This is a genomic window from Streptomyces sp. NBC_00091 (assembly GCF_026343185.1).
Taxonomy (GTDB): Bacteria; Actinomycetota; Actinomycetes; order Streptomycetales; family Streptomycetaceae; genus Streptomyces.
Map to the genome: position 1 here is coordinate 2,966,837 of NZ_JAPEMA010000001.1, position 18,960 is coordinate 2,985,796.

Genomic DNA, 18,960 nt, shown 5'->3' on the forward strand with positions numbered 1-18,960 from the left:
CACACCTTCCTTAAAGCGGACCGCGTGGGACGTTGCGTCGCGGAAGTCCTGCGACGGAACTGCGAGGAGAGGTGTGCGGATGATCGCCGCCACGAAGAAGATCGCCGGCGGCCTGGTCGCCACGGCCCTTGTCCTGGGTGCCGCCGGGTGCAGTGGTTCGGGGCCCGCCAGACCCCCGGCCCCCGGCAGTCAGGGCGCCAAGAAGGGCGCCGCCGCCCCGGAGGCTCCCGGCAGTGTCAACCGCCCCATCGGCGACGGCTCGACCGCCTACACCGGCTCGCAGCCGAACGTACGGCTGCCGCAGAAGCTGAAGCCCGGTGAGAAGCCGCCGCAGTTCGTGGTGTTCTCGTGGGACGGCGCGGGCGAGGACAGCCAGAAGCTCTTCTCGCACTTCCGTGAGGTGGGCAAGCAGTACAACGCCCGGATGACCTACTTCCTCAGCGGCGTCTACATGCTGCCGGAGGAGAAACGTTCCCTCTACACCGCGCCGCAGCACGCCCCGGGCCTCTCCGACATCGGCTTCGGCGACCTCCAGGGCATCAAGGACACCGCCACCCAGGTCCGCGCGGCCTGGCTGGAGGGCAACGAGATCGGCACCCACTTCAACGGCCACTTCTGCGGCCCCGACGGAGGTGTCGGCACCTGGTCCGTGGCGGAGTGGAAGAGCGAGATCAGCCAGGCCAGGTCGTTCGTCAAGAACTGGAAGACGAACGCGGGCCTGAAGGACATGGCCCCGCTCCCCTTCGACTACGACAAGGAGCTCATCGGCGCCCGCACCCCCTGCCTCGAAGGCCAGAAGAACTTCATGCTGGCGGCCAAGGACCTGGGCTTCCGCTACGACTCCAGCGGCATCAGCAAGCAGATCTGGCCCAAGCGGACGGACGGGCTCTGGGACCTGCCGCTCCAGCTCGTGCCCATGCCCGGCCGGGCCTTCGACACGCTGAGCATGGACTACAACTACATGGTCAACCAGTCCGGTACGAGCTCGCAGGGCGACCCCTCGCAGCACCGGTACTGGGGCGACCAGATGCGCGAAGGCCTGCGGCAGGCCTTCGACCGGGCCTACCAGGGCAACCGCGCGCCGCTGATCATCGGCAACCACTTCGAGTCGTGGAACGGCGGCACCTACATGCGGGCCGTCGAGGAGTCCATCAAGGACATGTGCACCAAGCCCGAGGTGCGCTGCGTGCCCTTCCGCGAGCTGGCCGACTGGCTGGACGCCCAGAACCCGAAGGCGCTGGAGTGGATGCGCACCCTCGACGTCGGCGAGGCGCCGAAGGAGGGCTGGGCGAAGTTCCTCACGGCGGGGCCGCCGGCCGCCCCGGCCGCCCCGTCGGGTCCGGCCGGGGTCAAGCCGGCTGGGGAGCGGGCCGCGGAGCAGGACGAGGGCTGACCAGGGCCTCGTGCAGGACGAACCCGGGGTCGATCTGGTCCGCCAGGTCGACCCCGGTCTTGGCGTTCCCCCAGCTCTCCGCGTTGCGCAGGTGGAAGTGCACCATCTGCTCGGTGTACCGGCCCCAGTCGCGCGCCGCGTAGGAGTCCTCCGCCGCGTCCTGGAGCGACTGCAGCGCGAGCCGGTTGGTCGCCTCCAGCAGTTCGAACCCGGCCGGGCGGCCCTTCTCCATCGCCCGCACCCAGTCGGAGTGCCCGAAGGTGACGAGCAGGTCGTCGCCGACCTCGTCCTGGAGGAACTCGATGTCCTCCGGACCCTGCACCTTGTTGCCGACCACCTTGAGCGCCACCCCGAAGTCCCGTGCGTACGCCTTGTACTGGCGGTAGACCGAGACGCCCTTGCGGGTCGGCTCGGCGACGAGGAAGGTCACGTCGAAGCGGGTGAACATGCCGGACGCGAAGGAGTCCGATCCGGCCGTCATGTCGACGACGACGTACTCGTCCGGGCCGTCGACCAGGTGGTTGAGGCAGAGCTCCACCGCGCCGACCTTCGAGTGGTAGCAGGCCACGCCCAGGTCGGCCTCGGTGAAGGGGCCCGTCGCCATCAGCCGGACGGAATCCCCGTCGAGCAGCAGCGTGCGCGCGCAGGCCGCGTAGACCGGGTTGTCCTCGGTGATCCGCAGCAGCCGCGAACCGGCGCCGGGCGGCGTGGTCTTGATCATGCTGTCGGTCGAGGCGATGCGCGGATTGGAGCCGCGCAGGTACTCCTTGATCAGGGGCAGGTGCGCGCCCATGGCGGGCAGTGCGGCGGCCTCGTCGTCGGTGAGCCCGAGGGCGGCCCCGAGGTGCTGGTTGATGTCGGCGTCCACCGCGACGACGGGGGCTTCATTGGCTGCGAGGTGGCGGATGAAGAGGGAGGACAGCGTGGTCTTCCCGCTGCCGCCCTTTCCCACGAAAGCGATCTTCATGTTCACCAAGCGTAGTGGGTCGGTCGCGTGGCGTGGTCAAGGTGAGTGAAGAAGACCACTCCAAGGAGGGGTCGGTGCTATGGGTGCGCAGTGCGTAGGCTCCCTACTTATGAGTAGCGCTTCTGACCCGCTGGCGGCCCTGGGCTCCCTCCCGGGGGTCGCAGAGTCCGTGGATTCCGTACGCAAGGCCGTGGACCGGGTCTACGGGCACCGGGTGATGCGCCGGCGCGGCGCGGAGATCACCTCGGAGGCCGCCCTGCGCGGCGCCCGGGGCAGCGCGGCGCTCTCCGGCGCCGACTGGGCGCTGGAGGAGGTGCGCCGCCGGACCGACTTCGGGGCGGAGGAGCAGGCGCGGACCGTGGGTGCCGCGCTGCGCCTGACGGCGGAGGCCGGGCAGCTGCTGAGCATCTGGCGCCAGTCGCCGCTGCGGGTGCTCGCGCGCCTGCACCTGGTCGCGTGCGGTTCGACGGGGTCGATGGGTTCGACGGGCCCGGCCGGTTCGACGGGGTCGGTGGGGGAGGGGGACGTGGTGGGCCGTCCGAGGCTGGCCGGTGAGCCGGTCGACGAGCCCCTGGTGGACCTCCCGCTGCCGAGCGCCGAGGAGGTCGCGGGCCGGCTGGACGGCCTGTCGCGGCTGGTCATCGCGGGCGGGTCCGCTCCGGCGCTGGTCACGAGCGCGGTGGTGCACGGGGAGCTGCTGGCCCTGCGGCCCTTCGGCTCGTACAACGGGCTGGTCGCGCGCGCGGCCGAACGGATCGTGCTGATCAACAGCGGGCTGGACCCGAAGGCGATCTGCCCGGCGGAGGTCGGGCACGCGGAACAGGGCGCCGAGGCCTACGTGAAGGCCTTCGAGGGCTACGTCTCCGGGACCGCGGAGGGGATGGCGGCGTGGATCGCGCACTGCGGCCGGTCGATCGAGCTCGGTGTGCGCGAGTCGACGGCGGTCTGTGAGGCGCTCCAGCGCGGCGCGGCCTGAGTTTCCGGCCCGGCACAGGGTTGCGGCGACACCGTACTGCTCTGGTGTCGCCGCTGGCATTTACGCCCAGTTACCAAGCGTCCTCGATGGTTGCCCATCAGGCCGGGAACTTTGCCCGTGGCCTGGTGCGGCTGGCCCGTAATCGACGGGTCGACGTCGCGTGGGTGCTCGGCGTTCATGCTTCGGTCCGTGGGCCTTACTGCGTTTGAAAGATGATCCTCTCGGATGTTCTTTGGTCTCGCGGGCCGTATCTACTTTGTACTCCGCTTCGGTGCCGAGCGAAACCCCTGGCCGGAGTTCTTTACTTTCCGGGCCGTAATGGGGTGAACCGGGCATCCCATATCGGCCCAGGTCGGGACGGTCCGGTGGCCGGTCTGGGGTGGTCGGTCGGGGGTGGTCGGCGGGCCTGCGACGGGGCTTCGGCGGGGCGGGTCAGGCCGAGGCAGCCGCCGCGCTCGCGCGTCGGCGGCTCGCGTACCAGACCAGCCCGGCGGTGGCCGCCGCCGCGCCGACCGCCGCGGCGGCCACCAGCGCCGGCCGTGCCGGCATCGACAGCTCCGGCAGGCGCTGCTTCAGTCGTACGGGCCGGTTGAACACCAACACCGGCCACTCCCGCGCGACCGCCTCGCGCCTGAGCGCGCGGTCGGGGTTCACCGCGTGCGGGTTTCCCACGGCCTCGAGCATCGGCACGTCGGTGATCGAGTCGCTGTACGCGTAGCACCGCGCGAGGTCGTACCCCTCGGACTCGGCGAGCTCGCGCACGGCCTCGGCCTTGGTGGGGCCGTAGGCGTAGTAGTCGATCTCCCCGGTGAAACAGCCGTCCTCGCCGACGACCATGCGGGTGGCGACGACCCGGTCCGCGCCGAGCATCTCGCCGATCGGCTCGACGACTTCGGCGCCGGAGGTCGACACGATCACCACGTCACGGCCGGCGGTGTGGTGGGCCTCGATGAGGGACGCGGCCTCGTCGTAGATGATCGGGTCGATCAGGTCGTGCAGCGCTTCGGCGACGATCTCCCGCACCTGCTGGACGTTCCACCCCTTGCAGAGGGCGGACAGGTACTCCCGCATCCGCTCCATCTGGTCGTGGTCGGCGCCGCCGGCCAGGAAGATGAACTGGGTGTACGCGGTCCGCAGCACGGCCCGCCGGTTGATCAGGCCACCCCGGTAGAAGGACTTGCTGAACGTCAGAGTGCTGGACTTCGCAATGACCGTCTTGTCCAGGTCGAAGAAGGCGGCGGTCCGAGGCAAGGAGTGCGGCAAGGGCTGATTTTCCACGACCCGAGCATATGCGCCCACCATTCGGCGTAAGGTGTGGCGCGTGGGTTTGCCTGAGAAGGCTCTCGGGTACACCATGGAAGTCACGGATCGTTCGCGACCGTGCTAACCCGGTCTGGCTCCTCCCCCCCCGAGTCGGACCGTGGGGACGACCCCCGCTCTCCCCCCCGGCGGGGGTCGTCGCATGTCCGGACGCGGTTTGCGTCCCTTGCTCGCGGCCTTCAGTGATCATTCTCCCGGCCCTTCCTCCTCTGTGGGCCCGCCTGGCACAGGCCTTCACCCCTTCAGACTCGTGACGCTGCGTAGTTGTTCCGCAGCGCTCCGGAACTCACCTGATGGTGTGGCGAAGTTATTCACAAGTGCCTTCTTGTCCACAGTTTTCGAGCAAGATCCACTTCTTTTTCCGGATCCCTCCACCGTGATTCCAGCCGCGAAGTCCGCGGCCCGTGGATTTGCAGTGAGAAGGGGGCGGAGATCGTGGCTGGATCGAAGTCGTGTGGAGTGCCGGCACCCGTGGTGGCCGGTGGGGGAGGGCTGCGCGCCCGTGCCGCCGGGGCCGTGCCCGGTGGCGGGCGGCCGCTGATCATCACCGAGGACCCGCTGCTGCTCGACGATCTGCTGCGGCTGTGCGCCGCCGCGGGCGCCGAGCCGCATGTGCAACATGCGGTGCCGGAGCAAACCGGAGCCGGCGGTGACCCCGGTGGCGGGGGTGACGGCAGCGCCGGGGGCGTCGCCGGGGCGCGGGGCGTCGGCTGGGACTGCGCCCCGCTCGTGCTGGTCGGGGACGACGCCGCGCGCCGGGTGCGCGGAGCGCCGCGCCGGGACGGGGTGTTCCTCGTCGGCCGGGACCTCGACGACCCCTTCGTGTGGCAGCGGGCCGTGGAGATCGGCGCCGAGGAGGTGCTGCGCCTCCCCGACGCCGAGAGCCTGCTCGTCGACCGCATCGCCGATGTGGTGGAAGGGGCCGGACGGCCCGCCCTGGCCGTGGGGGTGATCGGCGGCAGCGGTGGGGCCGGGGCGTCCACCCTCGCCTGCGCCCTCGCGCTCCGGGCGGCCCGGGCCGGCGAGCGCACCATCCTCATCGACGCCGACCCGCTCGGCGGCGGCATGGACGTCCTGCTCGGCGGTGAGAGCGCCGAGGGGCTCCGCTGGCCGGACTTCGCCGCCTCGCGCGGCCGGGTCGGGGCCGGGGCGCTGGAGGAATCCCTGCCCGAGCTGCACGCGCTGCGGGTGCTGAGCTGGGACCGGGGCGACCGGGTGGTCGTACCGCCCGCCGCGATGCGGTCCGTCGTGGCCGCCGCCCGCAGGCGGGGCGGGGTGGTGGTGGTCGACCTGCCCCGGAGGGTGGACGAGGCCGTGGCGGAGGTGCTGGCCCAGCTGGACCTGGTGCTGCTGGTCGTCCCCGGCGAGCTGCGGTCGGTGGCCGCCGCGGGGCGGGTGGCCGCCGGGGTGCGGATGGTGGCCCGGGACGTCCGCGTGGTCGTACGGGGCCGCTGCCCGGAGGGGCTCGACGCCGAAGCCGTCGCGGGGCTGCTCGGGGCGCCGCTGGCCGGAGAGGTGCCGGTCGAGGTGGGGCTTCCGGGGCGGGTGGCCGAGGGGGAACCGCCGGGTGCGCGGGGCACGCTGGCCCGCTTCTGCGACGGCTTCTGGCAGCGGGCGCTCGGCTCCGCCCAGGGGGTGCCGGCATGAGCGCGGTACTCCTGGACGCGGTGCGCCAGCACCTGGCCGAGAGCGGAGCCGAGCCCACGCCCGCCCGGGTCGCGGCGGCCCTGCGGGCGCAGGGGCGGCTCCTCGGGGACGCGGAAGTGCTGGGGGTGGCCGCCGAGTTGCGCTCCGAGCTGGTCGGCGCGGGGCCGCTGGAGCGGTTGCTGGCCGACCCCGAGGTCACCGATGTGCTGGTGGCCGCCCCGGACCGGGTGTGGGTGGACCGGGGCGGCGGGCTGGAGCTGACCGCGGTGACCTTCGCCGACGCCGAGGCCGTGCGCAGGCTGGCCCAGCGGCTGGCCGCCGTCGCGGGGCGGCGGCTGGACGACGCCCGGCCCTGGGTCGACGCCCGGCTGCCGGACGGCACCCGGCTGCATGCCGTGCTCCCTCCCGTGGCGGTCGGATCGGCGTGCCTGTCGCTGCGCGTGGTGCGGCCGAAGGCCTTCACGCTGGACGAGCTGGTCGCCGCCGGGACCCTGCCGCCGGGCGGACAGCGGCTCCTGCGGGCGATGGTCGAGGCCCGGCTGTCGTTCCTCGTCTCGGGCGGGACCGGGACGGGCAAGACCACCCTGCTCAGCGCCCTGCTGGGGCTGGTCGGGCCGGGTGAGCGGATCGTGCTGGCCGAGGACTCCGCCGAGCTGCGCCCCGACCATCCGCATGTGGTGCGGCTGGAGACCCGGCCCGCGAACCAGGAGGGGGCCGGGCTGGTCACCCTCGCCGACCTGGTCCGCCAGGCCTTGCGGATGCGCCCCGACCGGCTGGTGGTCGGGGAGGTGCGGGGCGCCGAGGTGGCCGACCTGCTGGCCGCCCTGAACACCGGGCACGAAGGCGGCTGCGGCACGGTGCACGCCAACGCCGCCGGGCACGTCCCCGCCCGACTGGAGGCGCTCGGGACGGCCGCGGGCCTCGACCGGGCCGCCCTGCACAGCCAGCTGGCGGCCGCGCTGACCCTGGTGGTCCACCTGGTCCGGGACCGGTCCGGGCGCCGCCGGGTGGCCGAGGTGCACGTGCTGGAGCGGGATCCGGCCGGGCTGGTGGTGACCGTGCCCGCGCTGCGCTGGGGTTCGCGCGGCTTCGTGCGGGAGGCGGGCTGGGCCCGGCTCGCTCCGCTGCTGGGAGGTGCGCGGTGATCGCCGGGCCGCTCGGGTCGGTGCCGGTGTTCGCCGGGGTGCTCTGCGCCGGGGCGGCGGCCTGGGGGCTGGCCGGGGGTGACCGGCTGCCCCGGCGGGCCCGGCTGGTCCTGGCCGGGGGCGGTCCGCTGGTGCCCGGCGGGCCGGTCCCCGGGCAGCGGCTGGCGGCCGCCGTGCTGCGGGCGGTGGCCGCGCGGTGGCGGGAGTGGGCCGCTCTCGCGGCCGGGCTGGTGGTCGCCGTACTGGGCGGGTCGGTGATCCCGCTGCTGCTCGGCGCCGCCATGGCCGTGCTGCTGCGCCGCTGGCTGCGGGCCCGGGACCGGGAGCGGGCCCGCGGTGCCCGCGCGGCCGGGGTCGTGGCGCTGTGCGGGGCGGTCGTGGGGGAGCTGCGGGCCGGTGCGCAGCCCGGGCAGGCGCTGACCGTGGCGTTGCGCCGTACGGTGGCCGGCCCCGGGGGCCCGGGTGGGGCGGAGGCGGGCGTACTGGCCGCCGCGGCGTTCGGCGGGGACGTGGCCGAAGCCCTGCACCAGGCGGCGCGGGAGCCGGGTGCGGAGGGGCTGGCCGGGATGGCGGCCTGCTGGCGCGTCTCGGTGGACGGGGGTGCGGGCCTCGCGGCCGGGCTGGACCGGCTGGAGGGGGCGTTGCGGGCCGAGCGGGACCGCGAGGAGTCCTTGCGGGCCCAGCTGGCGGGAGCCAGGTCCACGACGGTGGTGCTCGCGCTGCTGCCGCTGGTGGGGCTGCTGATGGGCACCGGGCTGGGAGCGGATCCGCTGCGGGTGCTGCTGCACTCCCCGGTCGGGTGGGGCTGCCTGCTGGCGGGCGGGGTGCTGGAGGCGCTGGGGCTGCTGTGGTGCCGGCGGATCGTACGGACGGGGGAGCGGTGATGGGCGGGTCCGCGGTCCACAGGCTGGGGACGGCGTTGTGCCTGGCGGCGGCGGCGTGGTGCCTGGCCTCGGCGGTGGCGGCGCGGCTGGGCCGGCGGGCGGTGCGGCGCCGGCTCGCGGTGCTCTTCCGGGCCGGGCCGGTGCGGCGGGGTCCGGTGTGGGGCCCGGGCGTGCGGGCGGCGGTGCTGTCCTGGGCGGCGCCGGCCGGGGCGTTGCTGGCGGGCTGGGTGCTGGCCGGCGGGGTGCTCGGGGTCCTGGTCGGGTGCGGGGCGGCGTTCGCGGTGCGGCGGGTGCTGATCCGGGCCCGGCCGCCTGCCGGGGTCGATCCGCGGGAGGCGGAACGGCAGTTGCCGTTCGCCGCGGACCTGCTGGCGGCGTGCCTCGCGGCGGGCGCGGGACCGGTGGAGGCGGCCGAGGTGGTGGGGGAGTCGCTCGGGGGTCCGGTGGGCGAACGGCTGGCGCTCGCGGGGGCGGAGCTGCGTCTGGGCGGCGAACCGGGCGCCGCGTGGGGGAGGTTGGCGGGGATGCCCGGGGCCCGGGGGCTGGCGGAGTGCCTGGAGCGCGCCGCGCGGACCGGGGCGCCGGCCGCGGAGCCGGTGTCCCGCCTGGCGGCGGCCCTGCGGGCGGACCGCTCCCGGCAGGCGGGCGCCCGGGCGCAGCGGGCGGCGGTGCTCGTCACCGCCCCGGTGGGGCTGTGTTTCCTCCCCGCGTTCCTCGCGGTCGGGGTGGCGCCGGTGGTGATCGGAATGGCCTCCGGGCTGCTGTCGGGGCGGTGACCGGCCGCGGTCGGAGTATCGGAATCACAAGCTGAAATCAGATCAAGAACCTAATCCCACAGGAGGTTGTCATGAGGATCATCGGCTTTCTTGTACGGGTGGCGGCGAAGGGGCGTGGGCGTGATGCGGGAATGTCGACTTCGGAATACGCCATGGGCACGATCGCGGCGTGTGCGTTCGCCGCGGTTCTGTACAAGGTGGTGACGAGCGACGTGGTCTCGACGGCCCTTCAGTCGACCATCGGGAAGGCGCTCGATGTGCCCTTCTGAGCGAAAGCGGCCGGGAATCGGGGACCGGGGTTATGTGACGGCGGAGGCGGCCGTGGTCATTCCGGCGCTGGTGCTGTTCGCGGCGCTGCTGGTGTGGGCGCTGATGGCGGCGGCCGCGCAGATCCGGTGCGTGGACGCCGCCCGGGCGGGTGCCCGGGCCGCGGCCCGCTCCGAGCCCGCGGAGGCGGCGCTGGCTGCGGCCAGGGCGGCCGCCCCGGCGGGGGCGGAGGTGGAGCTGGAGCGGTCGGGTGACCTGTGGCGGGTCCGGGTGGCCGCTCCGGCTCCCGGGCCGGGTGGGCTGCCGGTGCGGCTCGGGGCGCAGGCGGTTGCCCTGGCGGAGGACAGCGTGGGGCCGCCGCCATGAGCCGGGACCGGGGCCGGCACCGAGGCCGGGACCGGGACCGGGGGTCCGCGACGGTGTGGGCCACCGTGGTGGCCGCGCTGCTGGTGGCGGTGTTCGGGGGTGTGCTGCTGCTCGGCCAGGCCGTGGTGGCCCGCCACCGGGCGGGCGCGGCGGCCGATCTGGCGGCCCTGGCGGCTGCCGCGACCTGGGCGCACGGCCCCGAGGCGGCTTGTGCGGCGGCCCGGCGGGTGGCCGGGGCCCAGGGGGCGGTGCTGGCGGACTGCCGGGTCGGCGGCGAGGTGGCCGAGGTCAGGGCCGCCGTCCGGGCCGGGCCCTTCGCCCCTGAGGTCCCGGCCCGGGCGGGACCCCCGGAGGCCGCCGTGCCCGGGCCGGTCAGGGCGCCGGGGAGAGGAGGCGGGTGAGGAGGCGTACGGCGCCGCGCTTGTGGAGGGGGTCGTTGCCGTTGCCGCACTTGGGGGACTGGATGCAGGAGGGGCAGCCCGCCTCGCACTCGCAGGCGGCGATGGCGTCCCGGGTGGCCGTCAGCCAGGCCCTGGCCGTGTGGAAGGCCCGCTCCGCGAAGCCGGCGCCGCCCGGGTGGCCGTCGTACACGAACACCGTGGGCAGCAGGGTGTCCGGATGCAGGGGGACGGAGACCCCGCCGATGTCCCAGCGGTCGCAGGTGGCGAACAGCGGGAGCAGGCCGATGGAGGCGTGCTCGGCGGCGTGCAGGGCGCCGCCGAGGATCTCCGGGTTGATCCGGGCCTCGTCGAGCTGGTCCTCGGTCACCGTCCACCACACGGCCCGGGTGCGCAGGGTGCGCGGGGGCAGGTCCAGCTTGGCCTCGCCGAGCACCTCGCCGGTGATCAGCTTGCGGCGCAGGTAGGAGACGACCTGGTTGGTGACCTCGACGGAACCGAAGCAGAGCCGGGCCGCGCCCCACGGGATCTCGGTCTCGGTCTCCAGGATGGAGATGGAGGTGGTGTCGCGGGCGGTGGTGGAGTACGGCGGGTCGGCCTCCTCGACGAGGGCGGCGGAATCCTCCAGGTCCAGGTGTTTCACCAGGTAGGTGCGGCCCTGGTGGAGGTGGACGGCGCCGTCGTGGACGGCGGTGTGGGAGGCGGACTCGTCGACGGTGCCCAGCAGCCGGCCGGTGGAGGCCTCCACGATCTGCACCGGGCGGCCCCCGCCGCCGCGGATGTCGGTCAGGTCCGAGGCCCGCTCCCGGCGGGTCCAGTGCCAGGCCGTGGCCCGGCGCCGCAGCAGCTTCGCCGCCTCCAGCTGCGGCAGGAGCCCGCGCGCGGCCGGGCCGAAGAGGTCCAGGTCGGGCTCGGTCAGGGGCAGCTCCGCGGCGGCCGCGCACAGGTGCGGGGCCAGCACGTACGGGTTGTCGGGGTCCAGGACGGTGGCCTCCACCGGCTGCCGGAACAGGGCCTCGGGGTGGTGGACCAGGTAGGTGTCCAGAGGGTCGTCCCGGGCGATCAGGACGGCCAGGGCGCCCTGCCCCGAGCGTCCGGCGCGCCCGGCCTGCTGCCACAGCGAGGCCCGGGTGCCCGGGTAGCCGGTGATCAGCACGGCGTCCAGGCCGGACACGTCCACGCCCAGCTCCAGGGCGGTGGTCGCGGCCAGTCCCAGCAGTTCCCCGGAGTGCAGGGCCCGCTCCAGGGCCCGCCGCTCCTCGGGCAGGTAGCCGCCCCGGTAGGCGGCGACCCGCCGGGGCAGGGACCGGTCCACCGCGGCGAGCCGTTCCTTGGCGATCACGGAGATCAGCTCGGCCCCGCGCCGGGAGCGGACGAAGGCCACGGTCCGGACCCCCTGCAGGACCAGGTCGGTCAGCAGCTCGGCGGTCTCGGCGGTGGCGGTACGGCGCACCGGGGCGCCCCTCTCGCCCTTGAGGTCGGTCAGCGGCGGCTCCCACAGGGCGAAGACCACCTCGCCGCGCGGGGAGGCGTCGTCGGTGATCTCGGTGACCGGCACGCCGGTCAGCCGGGACGCGGCGGCCGCCGGGTCGCTGGCGGTGGCGGAGGCCAGCAGGAAGACCGGCTCGGAGCCGTAGCGGGCGCACAGCCGCCGCAGCCGCCGCAGGACCTGGGCGACGTGGGACCCGAACACCCCGCGGTAGCTGTGGCACTCGTCGATGACGACGTAGCGCAGGGCCTTCAGGAAGGAGGACCAGCGGGGATGGGAGGGCAGGATCCCCCGGTGCAGCATGTCGGGGTTGGTCAGCACGTAGTTGGCGTACTGGCGCACCCACTCGCGCTCCTCGACGGGGGTGTCCCCGTCGTACACGGCGGGACGTACGGCGTTCTTCAGGGGTGCGGCCAGCTCCCGGACGGCCCGCCGCTGGTCGGCGGCCAGAGCCTTGGTCGGGGCCAGGTAGAGGGCGGTCGCACCCCGCCCGTTCGGTGCCTCGGCGCCGTCCGCGAGGGCGGACAGCACGGGGGCCAGGTAGGCCAGGGACTTGCCGGAGGCGGTTCCGGTGGCGACGACGACGGACTCGCCGTCCAGGGCGAGCTCGGCGGCCGCGGCCTGGTGTTCCCACGGATGGTCGATCCCCGCGGCCCGGATCGCGGCTACGACATCCGTTCGGATGCGATGGGGCCAGACCGCATGACGGCCCTCCCGAGGGGGCAAGTGCTCCGTATGGGTGATGCGCGCAGCACGGGAAGGCCCTCGTGACAGGCGGTCCAGGACCATGCCAGGAGTGGGTCTTGGGTCCGCCGGTACCGTGGGCGGACCGGGGCGGTGAGTGTTGGCCATTGGAACCGAGTGTGTCACTGGCGTGCGGGACAATGGTCCCAAGGCGTCGTGCGCGCCTGCCGGTAAGTGATTGAATGCCATCGCGGCAGCCGATCCCCTCCCCTACCTTCGGGTGGGGAGGCCCCTGGGGGGCGCCGCTCGATAGCAAGGTGCTGGAGGATCCGTGGACCTGTCCCTGTCGACTCGCACTGTCGGCGACCGCACGGTCGTAGAGGTCGGTGGCGAGATTGATGTGTATACCGCGCCCAAGCTGCGCGAGCAGTTGGTGGAGTTGGTGAACGACGGCAGCTACCACCTGGTTGTCGACATGGAGCGAGTGGACTTCCTCGACTCCACCGGCCTCGGTGTGCTCGTGGGAGGCCTCAAGCGCGTGCGCGCGCACGAGGGCTCGCTGCGTCTGGTCTGCAACCAGGAGCGCATCCTGAAGATCTTCAGGATCACCGGTCTGACCAAGGTGTTCCCGATCCACACCTCGGTGGAAGACGCCGTTCAGGCCACCGACTGACGTACGGCTCCGGTTACCGAGGAGCCGACGAGGAGCGGGGGTACCGGGCCATGGGCGGTCCGGGCCCCTGTCAAGGCACGCCCGTAGTCCGAGGGGGACGCTCATGGCCACCGTTGAACTGCGCTTCAGCGCCCAGCCCGAACACGTCCGGACGGCCCGCCTCGTCGCGGCCGCCGTGGCGCGTCGGGCGGGGGTGGAGGAAGCCGTCCTCGACGAGGTCCGCCTCGCCGTGGGCGAGGCCTGTTCGCGCGCCGTCGGACTGCACCGCAGCAACGGGCTGACCGCGCCCGTCCGGGTCGTGCTGACCGAGGAGGAGAAGGTGTTCTCCATCGAGGTGGGCGACGAGGTTCCCGGGCCGGCCGGCGGCTTTGCCGGGTCGGTGCCGGGCATCGCCGCCGCCCTGGACCCGGATGCCGACGGGGAGGACGAGATGGGCCTCGCGGTGATCAGCGGGCTCGTCGACGACGTCTCCGTGACCAGTGGGGAATCGGGCGGAACGATCCGGATGAGCTGGCCCGTCGCCGGGGTCTCCGAGCTTCCGTAGCACCCTTCCTGTCGTATCTTCCGATCTTTATCACGTCTTCCGATCTTTACCGAGGCCCTGCTGAGCAGGGCCTTTTTCATTTCCCCGGGAAATCCTCCGGATCGCTGACCGGTCGTCAATGCCTTTGCCCCATTACCTCTTTCGAGGGTAATGGAGTGACGTGATCTATTGCTGAGGAGCGAGAGCGCGCCAATTCCGTTCCACGCCCACTGTTTTGATCAGGTCGCGCTCCCTACAATCCGTCCACATCTTGAGCTCATCACGTCAAGGAGGACGAATGACGGGGCTCTTCACCCCTATCGCGCCTGATCGCACCAATGATCTGGCAGCCGCAGTACTCACCGATGACAACCGCCTGATCGTTTTCGTCATCGCGGGAGTCGCCCTGGCCGCGCTCGTCGTCGCGCAGATCCTGGTCCGCCAGGTCCTCGCCGCCGACGAGGGCACCGACAACATGAAGAAGATCGCAGCGGCCGTGCAGGAAGGCGCCAACGCCTATCTCGGCCGCCAGTTGCGCACCCTCGGCGTCTTCGCCGTCGTGGTCTTCTTCCTGCTCTTCCTGCTCCCCGCCGACGACTGGACGCAGCGGGCCGGACGTTCCGCCTTCTTCCTCGTCGGCGCCATCTTCTCGGCCGCCACCGGCTACATCGGCATGCGCCTCGCGGTCCGCGCCAACGTCCGCGTCGCCGCGGCCGCCCGCGAGGCCACCCCCGCCAAGGGCGAACCCGCCAAGGACCTGACCGAGGTGGCCCACAAGGCCATGAAGATCGCCTTCCGCACCGGCGGTGTGGTCGGCATGTTCACGGTCGGCCTGGGCCTGCTCGGCGCCTCCTGCGTCGTCCTGGTCTACGCCGCCGACGCCCCCAAGGTCCTGGAGGGCTTCGGCCTCGGCGCCGCGCTGATCGCGATGTTCATGCGCGTGGGCGGCGGCATCTTCACCAAGGCCGCCGACGTCGGCGCCGACCTGGTCGGCAAGGTCGAACAGGGCATTCCGGAGGACGATCCGCGCAATGCCGCGACCATCGCCGACAATGTGGGCGACAACGTCGGCGACTGCGCGGGGATGGCGGCCGACCTCTTCGAGTCCTACGCCGTCACGCTCGTGGCCGCGCTCATCCTCGGCAAGGCCGCCTTCGGCGACCTGGGTCTGGCCTTCCCGCTGATCGTGCCCGCCATCGGCGTCATCACCGCCATGATCGGCATCTTCGCGGTCGCCCCGCGCCGCTCCGACCGCAGCGGGATGACCGCGATCAACCGCGGTTTCTTCATCTCCGCCGTGATCTCCCTGGTGCTCGTCGCCATCGCCGTCTACGTGTACCTCCCGGCCACCTACAAGGAGCTGGTCGGCGTCGAGGACGCGGCCATCGCGAACCACGCCGGGGACCCGCGCGTCCTGGCCGTGGTCGCCGTCGCCATCGGCATCGTGCTCGCGGCCCTGATCCAGCAGCTCACCGGCTACTTCACCGAGACCAACCGCCGCCCCGTCCGGGACATCGGAAAGTCCTCGCTGACCGGACCCGCCACCGTGATCCTCGCCGGCATCTCCGTCGGCCTGGAGTCCGCGGTCTACACGGCGCTCCTCATCGGCCTCGGCGTCTACGGGGCCTTCCTGCTCGGCGGCACCTCGATCATGCTCGCGCTCTTCGCGGTGGCCCTGGCCGGCACCGGCCTGCTCACCACCGTCGGCGTCATCGTCGCGATGGACACCTTCGGCCCGGTCTCGGACAACGCCCAGGGCATCGCGGAGATGTCCGGCGACGTCGAGGGCGCGGGCGCCCAGGTCCTCACCGACCTGGACGCGGTCGGCAACACCACCAAGGCCATCACCAAGGGCATCGCCATCGCCACCGCCGTCCTGGCGGCGGCCGCGCTCTTCGGCTCGTACAACGACGCCATCACCGGCGCGGTCAAGGAAGTCGGTGCCAAGGCCGGGGAGATGAACCTCAGCCTCGACATCGCCCAGCCCAACAACCTGGTCGGCCTGGTCCTCGGCGCGGCCGTGGTGTTCCTGTTCTCCGGCCTCGCCATCAACGCCGTCTCCCGCTCCGCGGGCGCCGTCGTCTACGAGGTGCGCCGCCAGTTCCGCGAGCACCCCGGGATCATGGACTACACGGAGAAGCCCGAGTACGGGCGCGTCGTGGACATCTGCACCAAGGACGCGCTGCGCGAGCTCGCCACGCCCGGCCTGCTCGCCGTGCTCACCCCGATCGCGGTGGGCTTCTCCCTCGGCGTCGGCGCGCTCGGCTCCTTCCTCGCGGGCGCCATCGGCACCGGCACCCTGATGGCGGTCTTCCTCGCCAACTCCGGTGGCGCGTGGGACAACGCGAAGAAGCTCGTCGAGGACGGCCACCACGGCGGCAAGGGCAGCGAGGCCCACGCCGCGGTCGTCATCGGCGACACCGTCGGCGACCCGTTCAAGGACACCGCCGGACCGGCCATCAACCCGCTGCTGAAGGTCATGAACCTGGTGGCCCTGCTGATCGCCCCGGCCGTCGTGCAGTTCAGCTACGGCGCGGACACCAGCCCGACCGTACGGGCCGTCGTCGCGGTGCTCGCGATCAGCGTGATCGTCGGCGCGGTCTACGTCTCCAAGCGCCGCGGCATCGCCGTCGGCGAGGACGGCGGGAGCGGGGCCGCCGAGCGCGTGGCCCAGCCGGCCGACCCGGCGGTGGTCTCCTGACCCTCCAGGGCCCCTGAGCCCGGCCCCCGCGGTCCTTCCGGGGCCGCTCGGCTCGAAGATACGCCCGAACGGCGGACAGGCGGCGCGGACTGACGCGCCGTCTGTCCGCCTTTGTGCGTGCCCGGATGGCCGCCGTGTATCTTCCGGGTATCTTCCGGCCGAGAGCCTTCGAAGGGACCAATCCGGTGAACAAGAAGCTTGCGGCCGCGGTGTCCGGCGGTGCGGTACTGATGCTCGTCCTGTCCGGCTGCGGTGGCGGGGACGACAACGGCGCCAAGAAGGCCGACGCCTGGGCCAAGACGGTCTGCGACAAGTGGGAGCCAGAGCTCACCAAGATCAAGACCACCAATGACGAGCTGAAGCGGGTGGCCACCCAGAGCAGCAAGCCCGAGGAGGTCCAGAAGACCGACTCGGAGGCCTTCCAGACCCTCTCCGACGCGTACAAGACCATGGGCGGCGCCCTGACGGCCGCGGGCGAACCGCCCGTCAAGGACGGCAAGTCCGCCGCGGACTCCGTGGTCAAGAGCTACGGCGAGATCTCCAAGAGCTACACCGATCTCAAGACGAAGATCGACGCGCTCGACGCGAAGGACCAGAGCAAGTTCGCGGAGGGCCTCCAGCAGGTCGCAGGGGGCCTGACCGAGGTCGCGGCCAACGAGACGGCGGCCAAGGAGAAGCTCAACTCCACCGGCCTCAAGGTGATCTACAGCCAGAAGGGCTGCCAGGTCACGGCGCCCGGCAAGGGCTGACCTCCGCGCTCGCGCGCCCCCGCGCGCCCTCGCGCCGCCCCGGGCGGCCGGATCCCGAACGGACCCGGCCGCCCCTCGCGCGCCGAGGCTCGTACGGATTGTCGGCGCCAGCGGCCACAATGGAAGGGTGAGTACCACCAGCCTTCCCAAGCCCGACCACGCCGCCGAGCTCCGCGAGGCCCTGCTCGACGCGGGCTTCACCGCCGACGGACTGCTCGACCTGCTCGGCGCCCCCGCCTACGCCGCGCTCGCCCGCAGCGAGACGGTCCCCGCCCTGCGCGCCACGCGCGGCCCCGGCGACGGTCCGCTCGCGAGCCTCGTCCGGCTGTTCCTGCTCCAGCAGCCGGAGCCCTACGTGCACGCCGCGGCCGCGCTGCCCGTCGACGCCGCGATCGCCGACGGCTGGCTGCGCTACGAGGGCGACGAGGTGCACGCCACCGTCGACGTGCGCCCTTACGGCGGCCCCGGCGGCGAGGACTGGTTCATCGTCTCGGACCTCGGCTGCGCCGTCGGCGGGGCCGGCGGGATCGGCAGCCGCGAGGAGGGCGTGGTCCTCGGCGTCGGCGGCGCCTCCACCACCCTGGCCGGGATCACCGTGCCCCTCCCCGTCGCCGCGGCCCTCGACCTCGGCACCGGATCCGGGATCCAGGCACTGCACGCCGCCCAGCACGCCACCCGGGTCACGGCGACCGACGTCAACCCGCGCGCCCTGGAATTCACCCGGCTGACGCTGGCGCTCTCCGGGGCGCCGGAGGCCGAGCTGCTCACCGGTTCCCTCTTCGATCCCGTGGGCGACACGACGTACGACCTGATCGTGTCCAACCCGCCCTTCGTGATCTCGCCCGGCGCGCGGCTCACGTACCGGGACGGCGGCATGGGCGGCGACGACCTGTGCCGGACCCTGGTCCAGGAGGCGGGGGCCCACCTCAACCCGGGCGGGTACGCGCAGTTCCTCGGCAACTGGCAGCACGTGGAGGGCGAGGACTGGCGCGAACGGGTCCGCTCCTGGGTGCCGCGCGGCTGCGACGCGTGGATCGTGCAGCGCGACGTGCAGGACGTGACGCAGTACGCGGAGCTGTGGCTGCGCGACGCGGGCGACCACCGCGCCGATCCGGCCGAGTACGCCCAGCGGTACGAGGACTGGCTGGACGAGTTCGAGGCCCGCAAGACCAAGGCCGTCGGCTTCGGCTGGATCACCCTGCGCCGCACGGACGCGGCCGAGCCCTCGGTCGTGGTCGAGGAGTGGCCGCACTCGGTGGAGCAGCCGCTCGGCGAGACCGTCCTCGCGCACTTCGCCCGCCAGGACTACCTGCGCGAGCACGACGACGCGGCCCTGCTGGCGGGGTACTTCCAGCTGACCGAGGAGGTCGTCCAGGAGCAGGTCGGCGCGCCCGGTGCGGAGGATCCCGAGCACGTGGTGCTCCGGCAGAACCGCGGCATGCGCCGGGCCACCAAGGTCGACACGGTCGGCGCCGGCTTCGCCGGAGTGTGCGACGGCTCACTCAGCGCGGGCCGGATCCTGGACGCGATCGCGCAGCTGGTGGAGGAGGACCCGGTCCTCCTGCGGGACCGGACCCCGGAGGCGATCCGGATGCTGGTCGAGCAGGGTTTCCTGGAGCCCGTGCCGGGTCCGGGGCAGTAGCCGGCCGCCGCCGAAGCCGTGATGTAACCCGGGGTTCGCCTCGTGTACCCCCACGAGTGGCAGGCTCCCCGGCAGCGGGGATCCGGGGGGATCCCCGAGCGGCCCGGGGGAAGAGGGGAACGGCATGGAACGCGGTCCGGCGATCTTCGCGGCAACCGTGTTCCTGCTGTTCGGGGCCGCTCTGCTGGTCTGGACGGGGGCGCGCGCCCTGCACCGCGCGCCGGTGGCTGAGGGCGTGCGCCCCGTCGTGGCCGTTCCGCTGGCCGTACTGGCCGGCGCGGGTTCGCTGGCCCTCGGCATCTGGTGCCTCCAGCGGTTCTGAAGCGGGCATCGGCGACGATCTCCACCGGGGTGTGAAAC

Annotated in this window: 18 protein-coding genes; 15 read left to right on the forward strand and 3 right to left on the reverse strand. The window is 73.1% G+C overall.

Annotated elements, in window-relative coordinates:
- Window positions 1-79 precede the first annotated feature (79 nt).
- A complete protein-coding gene (locus OOK34_RS13770; protein WP_267034153.1) occupies window positions 80-1,393 on the forward strand; it encodes a hypothetical protein in 1,314 nt (437 codons plus the stop codon).
- Here the strand turns inward: OOK34_RS13770 and OOK34_RS13775 are convergent.
- The gene (locus OOK34_RS13775; protein WP_267034154.1) at window positions 1,350-2,360 is read right to left on the reverse strand and encodes an ATP-binding protein; all 1,011 of its coding nucleotides are present in this window, start codon (window positions 2,358-2,360) and stop codon (window positions 1,350-1,352) included. The genes OOK34_RS13770 and OOK34_RS13775 overlap by 44 nt on opposite strands.
- Before the next feature lie 109 nt (window positions 2,361-2,469).
- Between OOK34_RS13775 and OOK34_RS13780 the strand changes: the two genes are divergently transcribed.
- Window positions 2,470-3,336 carry an oxidoreductase gene (locus OOK34_RS13780; protein ID WP_267034155.1) on the forward strand — a complete coding sequence of 289 codons (867 nt, stop codon included), beginning with the start codon at window positions 2,470-2,472 and terminating at the stop codon, window positions 3,334-3,336.
- A 432-nt stretch (window positions 3,337-3,768) separates the two neighbouring features.
- On the opposite strand, the gene OOK34_RS13785 is transcribed toward OOK34_RS13780, so the two are convergent.
- On the reverse strand, window positions 3,769-4,638 hold the full coding sequence (locus tag OOK34_RS13785; RefSeq protein WP_267034156.1) for an HAD family phosphatase: 870 nt from the start codon (window positions 4,636-4,638) through the stop codon (window positions 3,769-3,771).
- 510 nt (window positions 4,639-5,148) lie between these two features.
- Between OOK34_RS13785 and ssd the strand changes: the two genes are divergently transcribed.
- The 7 genes from ssd (at window position 5,149) to OOK34_RS13820 (ending at window position 10,142) form a co-directional block, all read left to right on the forward strand.
- Entirely contained in the window at window positions 5,149-6,303 is a 1,155-nt protein-coding gene (gene ssd, locus OOK34_RS13790; RefSeq protein ID WP_267036731.1) for a septum site-determining protein Ssd, read from the forward strand.
- The gene (locus OOK34_RS13795) at window positions 6,300-7,448 is read left to right on the forward strand and encodes a TadA family conjugal transfer-associated ATPase (RefSeq protein WP_267034157.1); all 1,149 of its coding nucleotides are present in this window, start codon (window positions 6,300-6,302) and stop codon (window positions 7,446-7,448) included. The genes ssd and OOK34_RS13795 overlap by 4 nt, the downstream gene beginning before the upstream one ends.
- On the forward strand, window positions 7,445-8,332 hold the full coding sequence (locus OOK34_RS13800; protein WP_267034158.1) for a type II secretion system F family protein: 888 nt from the start codon (window positions 7,445-7,447) through the stop codon (window positions 8,330-8,332). Before OOK34_RS13795 ends, OOK34_RS13800 begins: the two co-directional genes overlap by 4 nt.
- A complete protein-coding gene (locus OOK34_RS13805; protein WP_267034159.1) occupies window positions 8,332-9,108 on the forward strand; it encodes a type II secretion system F family protein in 777 nt (258 codons plus the stop codon). The genes OOK34_RS13800 and OOK34_RS13805 overlap by 1 nt, the downstream gene beginning before the upstream one ends.
- A 71-nt stretch (window positions 9,109-9,179) precedes the next feature.
- Complete coding sequence (locus OOK34_RS13810) at window positions 9,180-9,377, forward strand: DUF4244 domain-containing protein (RefSeq protein ID WP_267034160.1); 198 nt, start codon at window positions 9,180-9,182, stop codon at window positions 9,375-9,377.
- A complete protein-coding gene (locus OOK34_RS13815; RefSeq protein ID WP_267034161.1) occupies window positions 9,364-9,741 on the forward strand; it encodes a TadE family type IV pilus minor pilin in 378 nt (125 codons plus the stop codon). The genes OOK34_RS13810 and OOK34_RS13815 overlap by 14 nt, the downstream gene beginning before the upstream one ends.
- On the forward strand, window positions 9,738-10,142 hold the full coding sequence (locus OOK34_RS13820) for an Rv3654c family TadE-like protein (RefSeq protein ID WP_267034162.1): 405 nt from the start codon (window positions 9,738-9,740) through the stop codon (window positions 10,140-10,142). Before OOK34_RS13815 ends, OOK34_RS13820 begins: the two co-directional genes overlap by 4 nt.
- Here OOK34_RS13820 and OOK34_RS13825 read toward each other — a convergent pair.
- Window positions 10,114-12,561 carry a DEAD/DEAH box helicase gene (locus OOK34_RS13825; protein WP_267034163.1) on the reverse strand — a complete coding sequence of 816 codons (2,448 nt, stop codon included), beginning with the start codon at window positions 12,559-12,561 and terminating at the stop codon, window positions 10,114-10,116. The genes OOK34_RS13820 and OOK34_RS13825 overlap by 29 nt on opposite strands.
- A gap of 82 nt (window positions 12,562-12,643) precedes the next feature.
- Here OOK34_RS13825 and bldG point away from each other — a divergent pair, with 82 nt between their 5' ends.
- From bldG to OOK34_RS13855, 6 genes are all read left to right on the forward strand, one after another.
- Window positions 12,644-12,985 (forward strand): anti-sigma factor antagonist BldG, encoded by a 342-nt coding sequence (gene bldG, locus OOK34_RS13830; RefSeq protein ID WP_007264942.1) that lies wholly within the window; start codon window positions 12,644-12,646, stop codon window positions 12,983-12,985.
- A gap of 103 nt (window positions 12,986-13,088) precedes the next feature.
- Entirely contained in the window at window positions 13,089-13,529 is a 441-nt protein-coding gene (locus tag OOK34_RS13835) for an ATP-binding protein (RefSeq protein ID WP_267034164.1), read from the forward strand.
- 277 nt (window positions 13,530-13,806) lie between these two features.
- Window positions 13,807-16,209: a sodium-translocating pyrophosphatase gene (locus tag OOK34_RS13840; protein WP_267034165.1), complete on the forward strand. Its 2,403-nt coding sequence runs from the start codon at window positions 13,807-13,809 to the stop codon at window positions 16,207-16,209.
- Window positions 16,210-16,394: 185 nt separating this feature from the next.
- Window positions 16,395-16,958, forward strand: a complete 564-nt coding sequence (locus OOK34_RS13845; protein ID WP_267034166.1) for a small secreted protein — start codon at window positions 16,395-16,397, stop codon at window positions 16,956-16,958.
- Window positions 16,959-17,085: 127 nt separating this feature from the next.
- The gene (locus OOK34_RS13850; RefSeq protein WP_267034167.1) at window positions 17,086-18,600 is read left to right on the forward strand and encodes a class I SAM-dependent methyltransferase; all 1,515 of its coding nucleotides are present in this window, start codon (window positions 17,086-17,088) and stop codon (window positions 18,598-18,600) included.
- A gap of 124 nt (window positions 18,601-18,724) precedes the next feature.
- Window positions 18,725-18,922 (forward strand): hypothetical protein, encoded by a 198-nt coding sequence (locus tag OOK34_RS13855; RefSeq protein ID WP_267034168.1) that lies wholly within the window; start codon window positions 18,725-18,727, stop codon window positions 18,920-18,922.
- Window positions 18,923-18,960: the final 38 nt, after the last annotated feature.

What these genes read in the sequence shown, in the direction of transcription:
- OOK34_RS13770 (WP_267034153.1), top strand. Translation starts at nt 80, where the DNA reads ATGATCGCCGCCACGAAGAAGATCGCCGGCGGCCTGGTCGCCACGGCC.
- OOK34_RS13775 (WP_267034154.1), bottom strand. Translation starts at nt 2,360, where the DNA reads ATGAAGATCGCTTTCGTGGGAAAGGGCGGCAGCGGGAAGACCACGCTG.
- OOK34_RS13780 (WP_267034155.1), top strand. Translation starts at nt 2,470, where the DNA reads ATGAGTAGCGCTTCTGACCCGCTGGCGGCCCTGGGCTCCCTCCCGGGG.
- OOK34_RS13785 (WP_267034156.1), bottom strand. Translation starts at nt 4,638, where the DNA reads ATGGTGGGCGCATATGCTCGGGTCGTGGAAAATCAGCCCTTGCCGCAC.
- OOK34_RS13795 (WP_267034157.1), top strand. Translation starts at nt 6,300, where the DNA reads ATGAGCGCGGTACTCCTGGACGCGGTGCGCCAGCACCTGGCCGAGAGC.
- OOK34_RS13805 (WP_267034159.1), top strand. Translation starts at nt 8,332, where the DNA reads ATGGGCGGGTCCGCGGTCCACAGGCTGGGGACGGCGTTGTGCCTGGCG.
- OOK34_RS13810 (WP_267034160.1), top strand. Translation starts at nt 9,180, where the DNA reads ATGAGGATCATCGGCTTTCTTGTACGGGTGGCGGCGAAGGGGCGTGGG.
- OOK34_RS13815 (WP_267034161.1), top strand. Translation starts at nt 9,364, where the DNA reads ATGTGCCCTTCTGAGCGAAAGCGGCCGGGAATCGGGGACCGGGGTTAT.
- OOK34_RS13820 (WP_267034162.1), top strand. Translation starts at nt 9,738, where the DNA reads ATGAGCCGGGACCGGGGCCGGCACCGAGGCCGGGACCGGGACCGGGGG.
- OOK34_RS13825 (WP_267034163.1), bottom strand. Translation starts at nt 12,561, where the DNA reads ATGGCATTCAATCACTTACCGGCAGGCGCGCACGACGCCTTGGGACCA.
- OOK34_RS13835 (WP_267034164.1), top strand. Translation starts at nt 13,089, where the DNA reads ATGGCCACCGTTGAACTGCGCTTCAGCGCCCAGCCCGAACACGTCCGG.
- OOK34_RS13840 (WP_267034165.1), top strand. Translation starts at nt 13,807, where the DNA reads ATGACGGGGCTCTTCACCCCTATCGCGCCTGATCGCACCAATGATCTG.
- OOK34_RS13855 (WP_267034168.1), top strand. Translation starts at nt 18,725, where the DNA reads ATGGAACGCGGTCCGGCGATCTTCGCGGCAACCGTGTTCCTGCTGTTC.